The sequence below is a fragment of the Tunicatimonas pelagia genome (assembly GCF_030506325.1).
Taxonomy (GTDB): domain Bacteria; phylum Bacteroidota; class Bacteroidia; order Cytophagales; family Cyclobacteriaceae; genus Tunicatimonas; species Tunicatimonas pelagia.
The window spans coordinates 3,458,487-3,476,466 of the sequence record NZ_CP120683.1 but is presented as its reverse complement, the minus strand read 5'-3'; the positions used below and the strand labels follow the sequence as shown (position 1 = coordinate 3,476,466).

Here is a 17,980-nt window from a genome sequence, read left to right as displayed (position 1 = left end):
AAAAGAGCAGCTATATCAAAATAATGTTTTGCAAATAAGTAAATTTTTTGTTTTCACTAATTGGTGAAATGTAACTTTCCCGACGTTCCTTTTCAGTATTCTTTCCTCAAAGAGTATAATTTTCGTAATATTGCGGTTTACACCTAATCTGATTCTGATGAGAACAATTCTACTTTCCTTAATCTGTATTTTAGGACTTGGCCTCCAGCTTGCTTGGGCACAGGGAAGCACCACCGCTAGCATGAATGGTGAGGTGACCGACGAAAATGGGGGCCCTATTCCAGGAGCTAGTGTACAGGTGGTACACGAACCTACCGGCACCGAATACATCAATGCTACCAACGGAACCGGTTTCTTTCGAATTGCCAATATGCGGGTAGGGGGACCATACACTCTTACCGTTTCCTTCGTTGGCTACGACAATTTAGTACAAGAAGGAATATACTTGGACTTAGGGCAAACCTTCAACACTGACGTTGTATTGAGCGAATCAACCACACAGTTGCAAGATGTAGTTATATCCGCTGGTGGCCTGATTGATGGTAATCGCACTGGGGCAGAAACGAATATTGGTCGGGAGCAAATCATGAACCTCCCTACCGTAAACCGTAATTTGAATGACTTTACCCGCCTGACTCCTCAGGCTAATATTACCAATGGTGGAATTTCTATCGCGGGGGTCAACAATCGCTTTAATACGATTTATATTGACGGAGCCGTGAACAACGACGTATTCGGCCTAGCGAATTCAGGAACAAATGGTGGACAAGCCGGTATTTCACCGATTAGTTTGGATGCCTTAGAGCAAATTCAGGTAGTGGTCGCCCCTTACGATGTAACCCTAGGTGGATTTGCCGGAGGCGGAATCAACGCCGTAACCCGCAGTGGTAAAAACTTTTTTGAGGGTTCAGCCTATTACTACTTCCGCAACGAAAATTTAGCGGGTAAAACCCCTGGTGATATTCCTGATGACCAACGTACTCGTTTGGCACCTTTCTCAGTAAATACCTACGGTTTCCGTTTGGGTGGGCCGATTGTGAAGGATAAATTATTCTTCTTTACTAATGTAGAGTTACTTCGTGAAGAAGAACCATTTCCCTTCATTCCTCAGGAGTACGAAGGAAGTGCTACCGCTGCGGATATAAATCAGCTAGTAAACTATTTGGGTAATGAATACGGCTACAATCCGGGTGGCTACCTCAATAATATTCAAACCCGAAACAGCGATAAGGTAATCGCTAAACTTGATTGGAACATCAATCGGAACCATAAGCTAAGTGCTCGCCACAGTTACGTATTTGGAAATACCGATCGGATTAACCGCCCAACTAGTCGCGACATCTTTTTCTTCAATACCGGAAACGCCTTCCCGACTACGACGAACTCTACCGCTATTGAGCTAAAAAGTAATTTTGGCAACAGTTACTCCAACAACTTAATCCTGGGTTACACCCGAGTACGGGACGACCGGGAATTATTAGGTGATCCTTTTCCTAAGATTGAAATTCGTGACAATCCTGCCGTTATTCACGTGGGAAGCGATAACTTCTCGTACTCTAACGTAGTGTTCCAGGATGTTTTCACTTTAACCAATAACTTCAACTGGTACAAAGGTCGGCATACTTTCACCCTAGGAACCCACAATGAGTTCTTCCAGATAGAAAACTTGTTCACAGTTTTCTCTACCCCTCGCTATTTTTATGATTCACTAGAGGCCTTCACCAGCGGTGCACCCGGCTTTGCCCTGTTTGGTCATGAGCAGCTAGCTCCCGGTCAATCCGAAATCCGCTTGGGAGATGATGCCAGCAACTTAGGCCCAACATTTAACGCACTGCAAATGGCGTTTTACGTTCAGGATGAAATTCAGTTTAATAGCGATTTCAAGTTAACTGTAGGCTTACGTGCCGATATTCCGGTATTCTTAGAAGATCCTCCACTAAACAATACGCAGTTCAATGAAGTAACCGTTGATTTGATTGAAGATGCTGGGTATGACTTACAGGGAGCTCGGGCTAGTCAAACTCCTGCTACCCAAGTGCTCTGGAGTCCGCGTTTGGGATTTAATTGGGACGTAACTGGAACGAAAAGTACCCAACTTCGGGGTGGCCTCGGGATCTTTACCAGCCGGGTACCTTGGGTGTGGCCAGGAGGCATGTTTATTCGTAATGGACTCAACAGTTCATTTGTAGGTACGTTCGGTCCATTCTACGCTACTCCCGACGAATGGCGGGATAACCTTGCCAACCGAGATGCCGGGCCATCTGGTGACGTAGATTTGTTTGTGGAAGACTTTAAGTATCCGCAGGTATTTAGAACCAATATTGCGGTAGATCAGGCACTGCCTTGGGGCTTACTAGCCTCGGCTGAGTTTATGTACACCAAAACCCTAAATAATATTTCGGTTCAGAACGTTAATCTAGAGCCTAGCTTCTCTGGACGCTTAGAGGGCACTCCCGATGACCGACAAATATTTACCGGAAATCTTATTGATGATACCTACTCTTTCATCTCGCTGGTAGACAACACCAACGAAGGCTACACCTGGAATGCTACGGTACAACTTCAAAAGCCCGCAACGAATGGCTTTGGGGGTAGCATCGCTTACTCCTTCACTCGGGCGGAGTCGCTGCTGGATGGGCGGGGCTTCATTAATGCCACCAATTGGCGACAAGCCTACAGCTTAACCGGAAGGAACAATGCAATGGTGGGCCGCTCAGTCTTTGATGTTGGTTCACGGGTAACCGGTTCACTTTCGTACCGCAAGGAGTACGCGGGTTTTATGGCCACTACCGTTTCACTGTTTTATAATGGTCAGTCGGGTGAACCATTCTCTTATGTATACCGAGGGGGCGATGCACTACTTAACGAAGACGATCAGGAATTTGAACGAGCGTTGATTTATATTCCGGACGGACCTGAAGATATTATTTTGGGGCAGCGAGAGGTAGTGGACTTCGAGCGAGATCAAAACGGGGCATTCGTACTAGATGATGACGGTGAGCAAGTTCCGATTTTTGGAGGAGTTGCATTTGATGAAGCAGAAGAGCAAGCGATGTATTCTCAGCTCAATGCTTATATTGAAGGAGATGATTACCTGAGCGAGCGCCGTGGACAGTACGCTGAGCAGAACCGCTCCAGAGTTCCGTTTTCCAGCGTATTTGATTTAAAACTGCTACAAGATTTTTACATCACCTCCGCTAACGGACGACGGCATACCCTACAATTATCGTTAGATATATTTAACGTGAGCAACTTGATTAACCGAAATTGGGGGCGACGTTACTTCATGGGTAGTGGAGATAACCGCTACGTGTTTGAGTTACTGCAATTTGAAGGCTTTGAGTACCAAGATGGAGCGTTTACTAACCGTCCGGTATACTCATTCACTGATCCGGGCGATCCGTGGGATGTTAACCAATCTCCTACCATAGAAGGCTCGCGCTGGGCTGCTCAGTTTGGCGTGCGTTACACTTTCTAGAAATTTTCTAGCTCAGAGATATGTGATAGCGAAGCGGCTCAGTGCTGCTTCGCTATTTTATTTTAGTACAAGCTGTTTCTTCACATCGTCGGGAGAGTAAAACTTATACACTACCCGCAAGTAAGGCTCTCGCTCTTCTTCCCGGATACGATAATACCCACTACTCACCTGCTTTCCTTCAGCATCATACGTGGGTACTTGCTCAATCACGTCTCCATCCGGAAGGGTGATATGTTTTTTCATGAGAGAACCGAAGGTATCGTAGGTAAATTGAATAGACGATTCCTCTCGGCTCGACAAGTCTTTAATACGAACCAGGCTTGGACGTACTGCATCGTAGGTAAACCACACTCGCAGATGAGGTGTTCCCGAAGCGTGGGTACGAACCCGCATCCGAGGCCGCCCGTATTCATCTGTTGCGTAGCGCCACCGTCGATTTTCTTCGTACAGTAAATAATCTAGCGAATACCTTTCAATAAATGTTGCGTAATCTTTTTGACCCTCTATACCAGTGGGGGTTCTATCAAAATCGAACCACACTTTTGTGTTCCAGTTGCCTGCCTGTTTACTACTATCGTTATCATGAAGCGCATAGATTTCTTTCGCTTTAAGATATTCACTCAGATAGTCTAAGTTCTTGGTAAACTTTAGCCCTACGGCTGATAGTATAGTAGTTACTTCATCCCAGCAGCCGTCGCATTCATCAATATAGTGCTGTTTGTCAAGAATTTGGATGGCATCAACTCCCTGCTCTTGCGCTCGCCTCTGCATTCGTCGAATCAGTTCGTTGTAAGTGGTAAATTCGCCGCCTCTTACTTCTAGCACCCCAACCCGAATGTAGGCTTCCGCAGGCAGCGAATCACCAGGAAGGTACGTGCCTATCTCTTCAGAGTGGGGCAGAAGGGGGAAATCTACCAGCATGTTCTGGCTGTTACGATCTGGAAAATAACCAACCGTGCAGCTTGTCAGTACTGTGCTGAGCAAAAACCAGAAGAAGTATTTCAAGGAGATCATCGTAAAATCAGATTGATAAGTGTATCTAATCTTACGTTCAAATTACGCTCCAGTTTTTACTAGAGGGTAGATTGTGCTACAGTTTGAAGAGCTAAAATTTTTTATTAGCGTGTAATCTGCAACCTTGAAACTTCCCTACCGTCCGTACAACTGCTTGCCCGCTTCTTCGTACTTATCACCTTCTTGCCAAGTAGGTGCTTTCTTTAGATTGGCAATGTTCTCAGCAGCTTGTACGAAGGCTTCGCAGTACTGCTCGGCGTAGCTAAAGTTTAGGCTTCCAACCTCATCGGTCACCTGATGGTAGTACTTCATAATTTCAGCATCAAATGCAGTTATTCCCGGTGAGAAGGTTACCGATGGCACCCCCAATTTGGCGAAGTTTACATTGTCGGAGCGGTCGTACAGATTTTGCTCCGGCACCGGATCGCCAATAGCTGCTAGCCCTACCGACTGAGCCGCCGATGCAATCGCTTCCTGAGCAGACGTTCGTTCCAGCCCAATTGCCGTTACTTTTGTGGTGTCGTTGTAGCCCGCGCCATCGGTGTTTAAATTGAATACTATTTGTTCCATCGGTACTAGTGGGTTTTTAGTGTAGTACTGACTACCCAGCAGCCCTTTTTCTTCGGCAGTAAAGGCCAAAAATACTACCGAACGCTGAGGTGGATTTTCCGAGAAGTACTTAGCAGCACTTAATAAAGCAGTAGTGCCCAGAGCATTGTCCCGCGCTCCGTTGTAAATGGAGTCTTCTGCGCCAGTTGCTTGTGGGTTTGCACCAATGTGATCGTAGTGTGCTGATAGAACAACATATTCATTACGGAGATCAGGATTAGTGCCTTCTAAAACCCCCACTACGTTTTTAGTGTTCACGGGCTGGCGTATTTTACTTCCAATATTGAGCGAAGCTATTTCGCCAGACTTTTCTTCAAACAACCCCTTGAGCGTACTTTGCCCGTCGTTCAACCAAACGATTGGCAGTTCTTCTTCAGCATCACCCCCTACCTTCATCTGATCGCTATTAAGATAACGTACCAGCAGCGACCAGGGAACTTGGGCGGATCGGTACAATTCTACCAGTGCTACTCCGCCCATCTCAGCAACCTGAGCTTGCTTTTGTGGGCTAGCGAAGAATGCGCTTTGGGGATTAGTATCACCAGGACGGCCTAATAAAGCTACTGCAATTTTCCCTTCTAAATCTACCCCTTCCAAATCTTCAGGCATACCATAGTTTACAAACACTGTTGGTGACTCTTTACTAAGGCTATCGCCGGCCAATAACAGCATATCCTTAACCAACTGGAATTCTTCTCCCTGAAAAGAGAGCGTAGCTGCCGTAGGCGGACTCTCATTAAACAAAGAGACTGGTTGAAAATAGCTATTAGCACTATCTAAAGGTTGCACACCGTACCCCTGAAAGTAGGAAGCGATATATTGAGCCGCAATATCCAGTTCGGGCGATCCGGTATCTCGCCCCTTCAGCTCATCGGATGCCAGAAACCGAACGTGCGCCTCTACTTGTGATTGATTGACTATATTAGGAATTGAATTTTTTGAAGTTACCTGAGAGAAAGCAAGAAGCCCCGTAAAGAATCCAATAATAGTGAGCGTAAATTTCTGCATTAGAGTGCGAGTTAATGATGCTAAATTACATAAAATCTAGTAAATCGCTTTAATACAAAACCTATCGTTACCGACCCTTTGAATGTAGGGTAGAATTGTTAGTTTTGTATACAGTATACAAAAATTAGAATATTAAAACTTCTTACAACGGCTATAAATAGAATAATTACACCGTGAAAAAAATAACCTCAGATGGGCTAGAAAGGGCTGCCTACCAAAAGGTAAAGCAAATGATTCTGTCGCACAAGCTTACCCCGGGTCAAAAGATTGTACAAAATAAATTAGCCGATGAACTAGGTATTAGCCGAACGCCCTTGCGCAGTGCTTTACAAATGCTGGAAGCTGAGCATCTGGTTGAGTCTATCCCCCGCCGGGGAGTAATTGTACGGCAATTTTCCAACGAAGAAATCATTGAGATTTACGATTGCCGAATTGCCTTAGAATGCACGGCAGTTCGCCTGTTTACGCAACGGGCGAGTCCGGCTGTTGTCAAAAAATTATACGATCTGTTCGCCCCTTTTGTCGGCTGTACTGAACCTATTGACTATCAGGAATACCGTACTGCTGATATAAAGTTTCACGATACTATCATCCGCCAGTGTGGAAATAATTTTTTGCGGAAGCTTTTTCAGCAGAGTAATCTGCTTATTTACATCGACCGCATTGGCTTGGTGCGCCCTCCGGAAGAAACATTACCCGAACACATAGCGATTATTGAGTCCATGACTAACCGCAATCCAGACGAAGCTAAGCTACATATGAAAAAACACCTTATCCATTCCCAGAAACTTATCGCCGAACAGCCTTAGCATGTCTCGCAAACCAACCTTTCCGGTACGATACCAAATGGTCGGGGCAACGTTCATTCTGGCAATGATTGTGTTGTTTGACCGCATTCTTATTTCGGTAGCGAAAGACCCGGTAAGTGCCGACCTTTCCCTCAACGACAAACAGATGGGCTGGGTACTATCTATTTTTGCTTTGGGCTACGCGCTATTCCAGACTCCTGCCGGACTGCTAGCGGATCGTTTTGGAGCTCGCCGAATTCTGACACTGGTTGTTAGTGTGTGGTCAGTATTTACAGCCTTGACTGGTGCCATTTGGAATTTCTTTTTACTGTTAGTTGTACGATTCCTTTTTGGAGTAGGCGAAGCCGGAGCTTTTCCGGGTATTGCTCGGGCGGTGTTCCGCTGGGTGCCAGTAGGAGAGCGGGGCATCGTAAACGGGATCAATTTTTCAGGTGGACGGATTGGAGCAGCCATTGCCCTGCCGGGAGCTGCGTGGCTCATTGGTCAGGTAGGCTGGCGAATGAGTTTCGTTATTCTAGGGGTGATTGGTGTATTGTGGGCGATAATCTGGTACGCTTGGTTTCGCGACGATCCGGCGGAGCATAACGCAGTATCAGAAGAGGAACAGAAGTTTATTGCGGAGCATACTGCTTCGGAAAATGCGGAGAAGACCGCTATTTCCTTCAGTAAGTTATTTAAATCCAAAGGAATGTGGCTGCTGATGGGCCAATACTTCAGCAGTAATTTTACATTCTTTTTCTGCCTAACCTGGCTATTTCCCCACCTGAAGGTGAAGTATAATCTGGAAGCTATTGAGGCCGGATTTTATTCATCGGCCCCGTTAATTTTCGGAGCACTAGGCAATTGGGTGTCCGGCTGGATGGTGGATGCTATCTACCGCCGGGGAAAGTGGTCGCTATCACGTAAACTCCCCGCTATCATTGGCTTCACACTGGCGGCAGTCGGCGTACTAGCCAGTGTATATATGGACGATGTGCTGGGCGCGATTATCTTTATTTCACTGGCGGTGTTTGGCGCAGATATGACGCTCAGCCCATCCTGGTCGGCTTGCGTAGATGTAGGACGTGAACATTCGGGAGCGGTGAGCGGTACCATGAATATGGCGGGTAATCTAGGCTCGTTCGTAACGGCACTAGCCTTTCCGTACCTGATGTCACTGACTGGTTCGGATGTCACCTTCTTTTACGTAACCGCGATTTTGAACCTACTGGCGATTCCTCTGTGGTGGTCTATCCGCTCTGACAAACCCTTAGAACTACATGACAAGTAAGAACACGATTAATTGTGTTCCCACAACACCCACTAATATAAATCAATATGTCTATCACAAAGAAAGAATTAGCCACCGCACAAGAGCGAGCCACCGATCTTATCAAACAAGCTGGACTGTTCATTACCGACGAAGAGGGGCAAAGTATTGCCGCGGCTGACTTTGGATTGAGCCGACTCGAGCAGGAGGGTATACAAATACTAACCATGTTTGAAACCGACCGCATCGCTGGAAAAATTCTGGTACTGTTTCCTAACCAGACCGAACCCGAGCATTGGCACCCATCGGTAGGAGATGATCCAGGTAAAGAAGAAGTGATCCGCGCTCTGTGGGGCGATCTGTACTTCTATATTCCCGGCGATAACACTTTGCAGCAAGGATTTATTGTAGAGGGAAAAGACGAGTACTACACTATGCGCCACGAGGTAGATATGAAACCGGGCGATCAGTTGATTTTACCTCCCGGCACCAAACACTGGTTTCAAGCCGGAGCGAAGGGAGCCATCATGTACTCCTTCTCTACCAAAGTACGCGACACCCTAGATCAGTTCTCTGACCCCAATATTGTGCGTGAGACAAAGATTGTTGATTGATCTAATTTATTGAGCATTAAGGGGAAACCTTGCTGTCTGAGCGTAGCGATCCACCGTGGACGTGGCGGGTTGCCGGTGCAATTTCAAGGTTTCCTAGATTTTTTGCTTACTTTTTCATCGATAGAAAAAGCCGACGCGGCGCGGTAAAAGCCTGCCCGGGTCTCGCCAGACCGGCTCAAGGGCGAGACACTGAAAAACAAGCACTTATAATCTGCAACCACTAAATCTTAATTTGTAAATCACCTTAGATACTATTTAAACTCATCGCCATGTCAACCATGAAACAAAGCATTATCACCGCCTTTTTGGGGAAAACTCAGGATCGCTTTTCCGAATACCAGCAACCTACCAACCTGGAAGAACGTCTTCGGATGGTACAGAAAATTCCAGGAGTAACCGGAGTAGAAGTAGTGTATCCTTACGAAACCGGCGACCCGCAGGAAACCAAAGCCCTGATGGACGAACTGGGATTATCCTTCGCCGCCATCAACGCTAATATTAAAAAAGAAACCCAATGGGTGCCGGGGGCACTTTCCCGTCCGCAGGCTGAGCTACGAAAGGGTGCAGTGGAAGTAATTAAAAAAGCGAAAGATTACGCAAAGGTGGTAGGTGCCCCACTGGTAACCTGCTGCCCATTGTCCGATGGCTTCGACAATCTCTTTCAGGTAGATTACCCCAAAGCTTGGCGCAACATGATTGAGTCAGTAGCCGAAGCAGCCGATTACCTACCGGAGATTCCACTGTTTATTGAGTACAAAATCAATGAGACGCGGGTAAACTGCCACGTGGATTCTTGTGCCAAAACCATTGTGCTACTTAAGGAAGTGCAGAACGCAGCTACCGGAGTGACCATTGACTTCGGACATTCACTACTAGCCAAAGAAAACCCCGCTCAGGTACTGGGTCTCTGCGCCGAATCAGGCATTGACTTCTACCTCCACACCAACGATAACGACTGGAACTTCGACTGGGATTTGGTAGGCGGCTCGCGTAACTTCTTACATACTGTAGAATTTCTGTTCTACGCGAAAGAATACGAGTACGACAAATACTTCACCGCCGATGCCTCGCCCCGTATCTTCGATATGGTCGGTTTCTTCACCCAGCACGCCGAAATGAACCAGGCCATCTGGAACCTAGTAGAAAAACTCGACCGCAGTAAGTACCGCCGCCTCATGGCCGAAGAAAAATACATAGACCTCATGCAACTCGTAAAAGACGAGATTTACCGGCTGTAGCGCTTAAAGAGGGGGAAGTAGTTATATACGATTATATTAAGTAATGGGAACAATTATACTAACATCGAATACGTCATAGCGAGAAGCGAAGCGACGAAGCTATCTCCCCCACGATGAGGAGATTACTTCACTCGTACCTCGTTCGTAATGACGTCAAGATAAAAATGTTTGAGTACTTAATAATAATCGTTTAGCGAATTTAAGAAATCTCCCAGCACTTTCTTACACCGTAGCTCGTACCCGAATACCGTAAGCTTCCAGTGCCTGCGGTTGACTACGGAATGCCATACGGGCAATGGTATGAAAATACTTCACCCACATGCGTAGCGTTGCCTGCGCTTCTCGTTTATCCTGGGTACTTTGCTCAGCAGCACTTTTCTTGTCGGCCCGAACTTCTTTTAGTTGTAGCAGTTCATTCGCCGCACTACAGTTTTGCTGTATCTCTTTACTACTAATGCCATAAGCTTCTAGCGATACTTTTTGATCCTGAAGCTGGCCGTAGAAATTTCCCGCCTGCCGAACAAACTCCCAACGGCGCTGAGCCAATCGGTCTATCTCTAGCGAATGCAGCAAGGTAGTATCATTACGAAGAGCTACCTGTACAATACGGACGTGCTCCTTAAACTGCTCGGCCAATGCCTGCAAACCAGAGTTGATTTGCTGAGAAAGTGCCCACTGCTCGTTCTGCAATTGGGTTTGTGCCGTTCCTCTTTGCTCGTAAATCTTCAACAGATTTTTTCCGGTAGTAAACTGAGGCTCGCCCCAGCCGAAGGTGTCTAACTGCTGCTGCCGACCCGGATTGTTCAAGGTATTGTTGATAGCCAGATTAGTGGCTTCTACCAAATCGTCGTTCTTGTATAAGTTCATAACTATGCCATTTAGGGTGAATAAACTAATAACAAAGAACGCATGACTTAACTGATGTTACTACGCAAGAGAAAACGCATCTGTACTTCCGTAATTTTTGTGGGCAAATTGGCAAATACTTTCTTCTCCGTTAAGTGAGCGATTCACATCTCCTCAAAAGCAGTTTCCTCCATCCAGAAACCCTACATATTCATTACATCCATAATTTGTTCCGGGAAGAAACATTACATTGACTGGGGAAAAACGGTTTTCTTTGGGTGGAAAAGGTTATTCACTACCCTACAAATATTCTCTGTTATAAGAAAACTGTGAACAATAGGTATTTTTGGAGTTTCTTTGCATAGAAGATTGTTAGCTTGTACAGGTCATATTTTTGCAAGGTATATATGGATATCTCAAAGCAGTGGGTGTATAGAATCATCCCAATCAATAACTTAGAAAAAGATATAACCAATGGGCTTTTTTCTAAAAATTCCGCTCCTATTGATGAAAATCGCGTAGTAATTGGAAATTCAGAGATCATCAATGAGCGAGATAATAGAACTGTTAGATGCTTCCCTGAAACTGTAGTTAACGACTATGTACCTTTCTATTTTTCCGTTCGCACGCCAATGCTTTACAATATAATTACTGGATACGGTGTGCCAACAAAACCGCAAGAAGATATAATATACCTGTGCTGTAAGCTTCAGGATCTTGCGAACGGCAATTTTCAGTGGTGTTTTACAGACGGAAATGCAGCCAAAATAATTACAAAGTTCTATGATGCTATTGACCAGCTTGATGAATTAGACTGGAAGTCCATAAATACCGAAGATTTCAGAACGGATAATTCTGATGGTAATGAGGATCGTATAAGACAAAAACACTCAGAATTCTTAATACTGAATCATGTTCCAGCAAGTAAAATAAAAGCCGTTGTTGTTCTCAACTCCAATGCTGAAAAGCGCGTAAAAGCTATTCTTGATACTTGTCAAGTAAGTTTAAATGTCTATATTAATCCAAAAAAGAAATTCTATTTCTTATGAAATTTATAAAGGGTAATCTACTTGAGTCTGAAGCCGAAGCACTCGTAAATACGGTTAATACGATGGGCGTCATGGGCAAAGGTATTGCTTTACAGTTTAAGGAAAGGTTTCCTGAGAATTTCAGAGCTTATGCAAAAGCCTGTAAGAGTGGTGAAGTTAGGGTCGGAAGAATGTTTGTCTATGATGAGCTAACAACGAAAGGAAAAAAGACGATCGTTAACTTTCCAACTAAAGAGCATTGGTACAGAAAATCTCAGTACAGATTCATTGAGGAAGGTTTAGAAGACCTAGTCAAAGTAATTCAAACTAAAAATATTAAATCTATTGCTTTACCACCATTAGGAGCAGGAAATGGCGGCTTAAAATGGAATAAGGTAAAAGAGCTCATGACTCAGTACTTATCTAGTTTAGATAGTGTTGAAATCATCATTTACGAACCCAACAAAGAGATAAAAAAGCTATTGCAAAAAGAGAGCGCAAAAAAAAATGTTAAGCTGACTCCGGCCAGAGCAATGCTGCTGTATGCTTTATTCAAATATGAGAAGTTCGGAGAGTATTCTACAGTTTTTACAGCTAACAAAATAATGTACTTTTTACAACAATCCGGAGAGAATCTCAGGCTCAAATTTGAACCATATACTTATGGGCCATATGCACAAGCTGTTGAGAAAGTCTTGTATGCATTAAATGGAAATTATTTGACTGGGTTAGAACAAATGCAGGCTGGCCCGTTCGAGCAGTTGAAGCTTAACTACAGTAAATTAGATGAAGTCAAAGAGTACGTAAATAAAAATCTAGAAGCAAGCCAAAGACAAAGGCTCGATGATCTTTTCAGAGTAATAGATGGATTCGAGTCTACGTTTTCGTTAGAAATACTTTCCTCTGTCCATTATCTCAAAAAGAATACTCCAAAGTTGACGAGAGAAGAGGTTCTAAACAAAATACGTGAATGGAATGATAGAAAAAAAGCCCTCATTAATGAATATCATGTAGATCTCGCCTATGAGCAGCTCGAGAATTACGGAAGGCAGCTTCAAATCTATTAGGTTAAGCTTAGATATATACGATAATATACTTGTTGTATAAAATTAACCCTTCTGAAGCTATGGGAAAAGCAGATATACATCCATCATTAAGTAACATACAGCTAGAGTTGCTAAACCTCTATACCCAAGATATTTCTGACCAAGATTTAGAGAACATCAAGAATCTTATTGCCCAATACTTTGCCGAGAAAGCAATGGATGTAGCCGATAAAGCATGGGAAGAAAAGGGCTGGACCGAAAAAGACAGTAAAAAGTTAGCCAATACTCGAGTGAGAACGCCCTATGATTCTCAGAATAAATGAGGGTTAGTTATTGATACCAATCTGCTGCTCACCTGTATATCCCGGAAGTAGCACCTTCACTGGGTGTTGCGGACCTTTTAAGTAGAACTTTTCAGCTATGTGTCACTACTGATATTCTCAACGAATACACGGAGATTATTGAGCGGCATATGGGAGCCGAACTAGCTGATGCCACGCTGAGGGTAATTGTCAATCTTCCTACTACATTGCGAATAGAAACTTACTACAAATGGAACCTGATAAAAGATGCCGACGATAATAAATTCGTCGATTGTGCTCTTGCAGCTAATGCCAGGTTCATCGTAAGCCACGATAAGCATTTTGATATTTTAAAGAGAATAGATTTCCCTAAAGTGTATCCCTACGGTGAACTAGACAGCGATGGTGCTTAGCCTCTCTTCTTGCTTGGTTAGCCGGGGTTTCCATCGGTGGGGTAGCAGTTCGTCTATCTGACTGATAGGATGATCAGGCAACCGTTCCAGAATATCTTTCAGATAGCTATAGGGTTCGATGTTGTGAAGCTTACAACTACCCAACAGACTATAGAATACCGCGATACGTTGAGCGGCCGCATGGCTACCGGCGAACAGGTAGTTTTTCCGGCCCAAAGCAATGGGGCGGATAGTGTTTTCTATGAGGTTATTATCGATCTCCAACCGCCCATCGCTGGTATATAACGATAAGGTTTTGATACGACGCAGCGAGTAGGTGGCGGCTTTACCGATCAGGCTTTTAGGCAATACACTGGTTGCTTGTTCCAGTAGCCAGGCGTGTAACTCTTCCAGTACAGGTACAGCCTGCTGTTGGCGTAGTACATAGCGTTGCTGGTCGGACAAGTCGGCTTGCCGGGCATGACGTTCTACGGCATAGAGCTTCTGTATTTGGGATAGGGCATGTCCCGCCCGTTCGGCATCGCTGTCCAGGGCTTTTTCAAAATACCGTCGGGCATGGGCCATACAGTGCAGCAGGGTAATATCATCGCGCTGGGCATTCAACCACTCATAGGCTTCATAACCATCGGTTTGCAAATAGCCTTGAAAGTTTTTCAAGCATTCTTTAGGCCCTTCCCTGCCTCGTCCGGGCTGATAATCAAAGAAGACCAGCCGGTCTTTCACACTATGATACGCCCATTGATACCCCCGGTGGGTTTTCCCTTTCTTTTTCTTGTCCAATACTGGAATTGGCGTCTCGTCCGCTTGTAAGTACGTCTGGCTGAGCACACACTGGCGCAAGGCATCATAGAGGGGGGTAAGTAGCTGGCAGGTACTACTCAACCAGCCACCTAGTGTGCTTTCTGAGAGCTTGATGCCTAACCGCTCGTAGCGCTGTACCTGCCGATAGACGGGAAGATGATCCACGAACTTATCCATCAGGATTTGCGCCAGTAGCCCCGAGCCCGGTATGCCCTTATCAATCGGGCGGTTGGGTAAAGCAGTCATATGAAACGTTTCCTCATTACTCACGTAACGAGGTCGGACGTAACGTCGCACAAACAGTTTAGCTGGTTCATAATCTAGTTCCTCGCTCACTTGTTCTCCGATTTTCTTCATATTGGACGTGTCTTCTTCGGGTTCTAGTACGACTTCTACACGGGGCAGGTGAGCCGGTAGCAGTTTCCGCGATGGGGGCGTAACCGTAGTTGATTTAGGGACTTTTTGTGAGTAGGTCTGTTTTTCAGGGGTTGCTCTTTTTATATCTGGTTCCTCGGCTAGTAAACTGAGTTGCCCTTCCCCAGATGACCCTATGAAGCGTTCGCTACCGAAAACCAGCCGCTTCAGTTCGGCCAACTCTTGGCGTAACACTTCGTTCTGTTCACGCAAAGCTTGGTTCTCAGCCCGTAAAGCAGCATCCATTGGGACAAACTTAAGTGCACGCACTGAAAATCCAAACACTTAAGCCGATAATTTGTAACGTTTGCGCCGCTGTTTTACTTCTACATCCAAGCCTTCTAATAGTGCCCACAGTTCGGCTGAAGATAAGGCTACTGCCGCCTGCTTGCCAGCCGGCAAACGAAACGTTCCGGCTTCTAATCGTTTGTAATACAGCACAAAACCCGATGACTCCCAGATCAACAGCTTCAAGCGGTCTTTCCGGCGACCCACAAACACGTAGGCATCCCCCGACAGTACATCCGCACCCATCTGTTGAGATACGATGCCCGATAGCCCATCAAACCCTTTGCGCATGTCCACGCTGTGCGAATACAAGAATATTCGCTTGGCTAAGCTCATCAACATCTACAGTAACGCTTTCAGATACCCCACCGGTACTACTTGTGCAAAACGCAACACCGCCCCCGAAGGTAAACTCACTTCCAGGGCTGCCGGACCGGATACATCCATACGGACGGGAACAAAACCAACGGACTCATCGCTCTCATCAACGTGGTGATCGCGGTAACGCCGTAGCCAGTAGGCCAACACCGAAACGGAAATATTATGCGCAGCGCAGAACGCTTTTTGCGTTTGTCCACTGCTCTGCCAAGCTTCCACTACAGGAAACATCTTTTGCTCAGTACGAAAATGTGCCATAACCTTTTTTCTTCAAAGATAATGGCGCACTCGGCTGTTTATCAAGTCCGTTTCACCGTAGGGATACACTGAATCCGACACAGCAGTACGGATTGGAACAAAGCCTGGGACTTGATCACCGGAACCACCTTGCTGATCGCGATAGCGACGTAGCCAGTAAGCAAAAACAGAAACCGGAATGCTACGTTGAATACAGAAGGCCTTCTGCGTTTCACCGCTCTCTTGCCATTGGGCAACGAGCGGAAACATGTCTTCTTCAGTACGAAAATGTGCCATAACCTTTTTTTCCAAAGGTAGCAGACGAGCTAGCGTTAAATCAAGGCTACTTCACCGTAGGGATACCCTAAAGTGGACGTAGTTTCGGCTGATGAATTTAAATCTATCCTAGAAAAAAGCTAAAAAGAATTACTTTAGCTCTCCTCAGCAGCAAACTAACCTTTTTATGCTTTATAACTCAATTCGTTGGATAGTACTTTGTCTAATTGGTCTTTATCTAGCTAGTTGCACCAATCCACCTGCCCAGTACGACATTATCATTCAAAACGGCACTGTCTATGACGGAACGGGCAATGCCCCACAGGTAGCTGATATTGGTATCATCGGTCGGCGGATTGATACCGTTGGTGACCTATCCCAAGCCGAAGCGGCAACGGTAATTGATGCCAGTGGGCTGGCGGTAGCCCCCGGCTTCATCAATATGCTCAGTTGGGCGGCGTATCCGCTGCTGGAAGACGGTCGGTCTATGAGCGGCATCAAACAGGGCGTTACGCTGGAAGTATTCGGCGAAGGCTCATCGCTCGGCCCGGTCAGTGAGGCGGCTAAGGAGCGAGCTTTGGAAGACGGGGATACCATCGCCTGGACTACCTTCGGCGAAGGGCTACAACATCTGGTCGATCAGGGAGTGGCTACCAACGTAGCTTCCTTCGTAGGGGCGACCACCATTCGGGTGCACGAATTAGGCTACGAAGACCGGGCACCAAATGAAACCGAATTGACGCGGATGCAGGAGTTAGTACGTCAGGCAATGGAAGAAGGAGCACTGGGTTTAGGATCATCCCTTATTTACGCCCCAGCTTTCTACGCCAGCACTGAGGAATTGATTGCCCTGGCGAAAGTAGCTGCCGAGTACGACGGCAAATACATCTCGCACCTGCGTAGCGAGGGCGATAATTTTGAGCAAGCTGTAAACGAATTATTCACTATCGCTCAGGAAGCTGACATCGCCGCCGAAATCTACCACCTCAAGGCTGCCGGAGAGCGCAACTGGCCTAAGCTGGATCGGGTATTGGCTAAGATTGATTCAGCCCGCCAGGCCGGAATGGGCATCAGCACTAATATGTACAACTACGTAGCCGCCTCTACCGGACTAGACGCCACCATGCCACCCTGGGTGCAGGAAGGCGGCACCCAGGCCTGGGTAGAACGACTGCAAGAACCGACCATCCGCCAGCAGGTAATTGCTGAGATGGAATCGGATACCAACGAATGGGAGAACTTTTTGCAACTGGCCGGAGATGCTGATAACATCTTACTAGTAGAGTTTGATCAGAATTCACTCAAGCAGTATGTTGGGCAAACCGTAGCTGAGATTGCCAAGAAACGTGGCATGTCCCCCGCCGAAACGATCATCGATCTGGTGGTGCAAAACGAAGGCGACATTGGCACCGTCTACTTCCTGATGAACGAAGACAATGTGAAAAAGCAGATTAAACTGCCCTACATGACCTTCGGTTCCGATGCCCGCTCTATTGCTGCCGAAGGCAAGAATCTGGAAAGCAGCACTCATCCCCGAACCTACGGCAACTTCGCCCGACTGCTAGGCAAATACGTTCGCGAAGAACAGGTGATCTCGCTAGAAGAAGCCATCCATCGGCTCACCGGGTTATCTGCTCAGAAACTTAACATTCAGGAACGGGGAAAACTAGCTCCCGGCTTCTACGCCGATGTTGTTATCTTCAATCCAGCTACCATCCAGGACAAAGCCACTTTTGAAGAACCCCATCAGTACTCCGAAGGGATGGTACACGCCATCGTAAACGGTACTCCGGTACTCAAGAATAGCGAACATACCGGAGCCACTCCCGGTATGTTTGTGAAGGGGCCGGGGTACCAAGAAAAAGAGGCTATCTAAGCAGGTTTACGCTGAATTATTCATTTATTTAGCCTGTTCTAAAGTCAAGCAGAATA

At 46.0% G+C, this 17,980-nt stretch carries 17 protein-coding genes; 10 read left to right on the top strand and 7 right to left on the bottom strand.

Going from position 1 to position 17,980, the window contains the following annotated elements:
* Positions 1-157: 157 nt before the first annotated feature.
* Positions 158-3,478 carry a TonB-dependent receptor gene (locus P0M28_RS14880; protein ID WP_302210735.1) on the top strand — a complete coding sequence of 1,107 codons (3,321 nt, stop codon included), beginning with the start codon at positions 158-160 and terminating at the stop codon, positions 3,476-3,478.
* 57 nt (positions 3,479-3,535) lie between these two features.
* On the opposite strand, the gene P0M28_RS14875 is transcribed toward P0M28_RS14880, so the two are convergent.
* Both P0M28_RS14875 and P0M28_RS14870 read right to left on the bottom strand, forming a co-directional pair.
* Complete coding sequence (locus P0M28_RS14875) at positions 3,536-4,492, bottom strand: hypothetical protein (protein WP_302210734.1); 957 nt, start codon at positions 4,490-4,492, stop codon at positions 3,536-3,538.
* Positions 4,493-4,627: 135 nt separating this feature from the next.
* Complete coding sequence (locus P0M28_RS14870) at positions 4,628-6,109, bottom strand: M28 family peptidase (RefSeq protein ID WP_302210733.1); 1,482 nt, start codon at positions 6,107-6,109, stop codon at positions 4,628-4,630.
* Positions 6,110-6,282: 173 nt separating this feature from the next.
* Here P0M28_RS14870 and P0M28_RS14865 point away from each other — a divergent pair, with 173 nt between their 5' ends.
* The 4 genes from P0M28_RS14865 (at position 6,283) to P0M28_RS14850 (ending at position 10,019) form a co-directional block, all read left to right on the top strand.
* Positions 6,283-6,918, top strand: coding sequence for a GntR family transcriptional regulator (locus P0M28_RS14865; protein WP_302210731.1), 636 nt, complete (start codon positions 6,283-6,285; stop codon positions 6,916-6,918).
* Position 6,919: 1 nt separating this feature from the next.
* Entirely contained in the window at positions 6,920-8,188 is a 1,269-nt protein-coding gene (locus P0M28_RS14860; RefSeq protein ID WP_302210730.1) for an MFS transporter, read from the top strand.
* Between the two features lie 47 nt (positions 8,189-8,235).
* A complete protein-coding gene (locus tag P0M28_RS14855) occupies positions 8,236-8,781 on the top strand; it encodes a cupin domain-containing protein (RefSeq protein ID WP_302210729.1) in 546 nt (181 codons plus the stop codon).
* 278 nt (positions 8,782-9,059) lie between these two features.
* Complete coding sequence (locus P0M28_RS14850) at positions 9,060-10,019, top strand: sugar phosphate isomerase/epimerase family protein (protein ID WP_302210728.1); 960 nt, start codon at positions 9,060-9,062, stop codon at positions 10,017-10,019.
* Positions 10,020-10,241: 222 nt separating this feature from the next.
* Here the strand turns inward: P0M28_RS14850 and P0M28_RS14845 are convergent, their stop codons facing one another.
* Positions 10,242-10,886 carry a PQLLE family protein gene (locus P0M28_RS14845; protein ID WP_302210726.1) on the bottom strand — a complete coding sequence of 215 codons (645 nt, stop codon included), beginning with the start codon at positions 10,884-10,886 and terminating at the stop codon, positions 10,242-10,244.
* A 386-nt stretch (positions 10,887-11,272) separates the two neighbouring features.
* Here P0M28_RS14845 and darT point away from each other — a divergent pair, with 386 nt between their 5' ends.
* The 4 genes from darT to P0M28_RS14825 are packed head-to-tail and all read left to right on the top strand — an operon-like array spanning position 11,273 to position 13,654.
* Positions 11,273-11,914 carry a type II toxin-antitoxin system toxin DNA ADP-ribosyl transferase DarT gene (darT, locus tag P0M28_RS14840; RefSeq protein WP_302210725.1) on the top strand — a complete coding sequence of 214 codons (642 nt, stop codon included), beginning with the start codon at positions 11,273-11,275 and terminating at the stop codon, positions 11,912-11,914.
* Positions 11,911-12,960: a type II toxin-antitoxin system antitoxin DNA ADP-ribosyl glycohydrolase DarG gene (gene darG / locus P0M28_RS14835; protein ID WP_302210723.1), complete on the top strand. Its 1,050-nt coding sequence runs from the start codon at positions 11,911-11,913 to the stop codon at positions 12,958-12,960. Before darT ends, darG begins: the two co-directional genes overlap by 4 nt.
* Before the next feature lie 59 nt (positions 12,961-13,019).
* Positions 13,020-13,262, top strand: coding sequence for a DUF8507 family protein (locus P0M28_RS14830; protein ID WP_302210721.1), 243 nt, complete (start codon positions 13,020-13,022; stop codon positions 13,260-13,262).
* A gap of 32 nt (positions 13,263-13,294) precedes the next feature.
* On the top strand, positions 13,295-13,654 hold the full coding sequence (locus tag P0M28_RS14825; RefSeq protein WP_367281917.1) for a PIN domain-containing protein: 360 nt from the start codon (positions 13,295-13,297) through the stop codon (positions 13,652-13,654).
* Here the strand turns inward: P0M28_RS14825 and tnpC are convergent.
* Genes tnpC through tnpA (P0M28_RS14805) form a run of 4 tightly spaced genes read right to left on the bottom strand, consistent with a single transcriptional unit; the run spans position 13,634 to position 16,069 of the window.
* Positions 13,634-15,115, bottom strand: a complete 1,482-nt coding sequence (gene tnpC / locus P0M28_RS14820) for an IS66 family transposase (protein WP_302209317.1) — start codon at positions 15,113-15,115, stop codon at positions 13,634-13,636. The two genes, P0M28_RS14825 and tnpC, sit on opposite strands and share 21 nt — an antisense overlap.
* A 39-nt stretch (positions 15,116-15,154) precedes the next feature.
* A complete protein-coding gene (tnpB, locus tag P0M28_RS14815) occupies positions 15,155-15,499 on the bottom strand; it encodes an IS66 family insertion sequence element accessory protein TnpB (RefSeq protein WP_302209318.1) in 345 nt (114 codons plus the stop codon).
* Positions 15,500-15,793: an IS66 family insertion sequence element accessory protein TnpA gene (gene tnpA / locus P0M28_RS14810; RefSeq protein ID WP_302205096.1), complete on the bottom strand. Its 294-nt coding sequence runs from the start codon at positions 15,791-15,793 to the stop codon at positions 15,500-15,502.
* A gap of 12 nt (positions 15,794-15,805) precedes the next feature.
* Positions 15,806-16,069, bottom strand: coding sequence for an IS66 family insertion sequence element accessory protein TnpA (gene tnpA, locus P0M28_RS14805; protein ID WP_302210720.1), 264 nt, complete (start codon positions 16,067-16,069; stop codon positions 15,806-15,808).
* Between the two features lie 166 nt (positions 16,070-16,235).
* On the opposite strand from tnpA (P0M28_RS14805), the gene P0M28_RS14800 reads away from it, so the two are divergent.
* Positions 16,236-17,924: an N-acyl-D-amino-acid deacylase family protein gene (locus P0M28_RS14800; RefSeq protein WP_302210718.1), complete on the top strand. Its 1,689-nt coding sequence runs from the start codon at positions 16,236-16,238 to the stop codon at positions 17,922-17,924.
* The last annotated feature ends 56 nt before the right edge of the window (positions 17,925-17,980 follow it).

Coding starts and splice junctions, on each gene's coding strand:
- P0M28_RS14880 (WP_302210735.1), top strand. CDS start 158: ATGAGAACAATTCTACTTTCCTTAATCTGTATTTTAGGACTTGGCCTC.
- P0M28_RS14875 (WP_302210734.1), bottom strand. CDS start 4,492: ATGATCTCCTTGAAATACTTCTTCTGGTTTTTGCTCAGCACAGTACTG.
- P0M28_RS14870 (WP_302210733.1), bottom strand. CDS start 6,109: ATGCAGAAATTTACGCTCACTATTATTGGATTCTTTACGGGGCTTCTT.
- P0M28_RS14860 (WP_302210730.1), top strand. CDS start 6,920: ATGTCTCGCAAACCAACCTTTCCGGTACGATACCAAATGGTCGGGGCA.
- P0M28_RS14855 (WP_302210729.1), top strand. CDS start 8,236: ATGTCTATCACAAAGAAAGAATTAGCCACCGCACAAGAGCGAGCCACC.
- P0M28_RS14850 (WP_302210728.1), top strand. CDS start 9,060: ATGAAACAAAGCATTATCACCGCCTTTTTGGGGAAAACTCAGGATCGC.
- P0M28_RS14845 (WP_302210726.1), bottom strand. CDS start 10,886: ATGAACTTATACAAGAACGACGATTTGGTAGAAGCCACTAATCTGGCT.
- darT (WP_302210725.1), top strand. CDS start 11,273: ATGGATATCTCAAAGCAGTGGGTGTATAGAATCATCCCAATCAATAAC.
- darG (WP_302210723.1), top strand. CDS start 11,911: ATGAAATTTATAAAGGGTAATCTACTTGAGTCTGAAGCCGAAGCACTC.
- P0M28_RS14830 (WP_302210721.1), top strand. CDS start 13,020: ATGGGAAAAGCAGATATACATCCATCATTAAGTAACATACAGCTAGAG.
- tnpC (WP_302209317.1), bottom strand. CDS start 15,115: ATGGATGCTGCTTTACGGGCTGAGAACCAAGCTTTGCGTGAACAGAAC.
- tnpB (WP_302209318.1), bottom strand. CDS start 15,499: ATGTTGATGAGCTTAGCCAAGCGAATATTCTTGTATTCGCACAGCGTG.
- tnpA (WP_302205096.1), bottom strand. CDS start 15,793: ATGGCACATTTTCGTACTGAGCAAAAGATGTTTCCTGTAGTGGAAGCT.
- tnpA (WP_302210720.1), bottom strand. CDS start 16,069: ATGGCACATTTTCGTACTGAAGAAGACATGTTTCCGCTCGTTGCCCAA.
- P0M28_RS14800 (WP_302210718.1), top strand. CDS start 16,236: ATGCTTTATAACTCAATTCGTTGGATAGTACTTTGTCTAATTGGTCTT.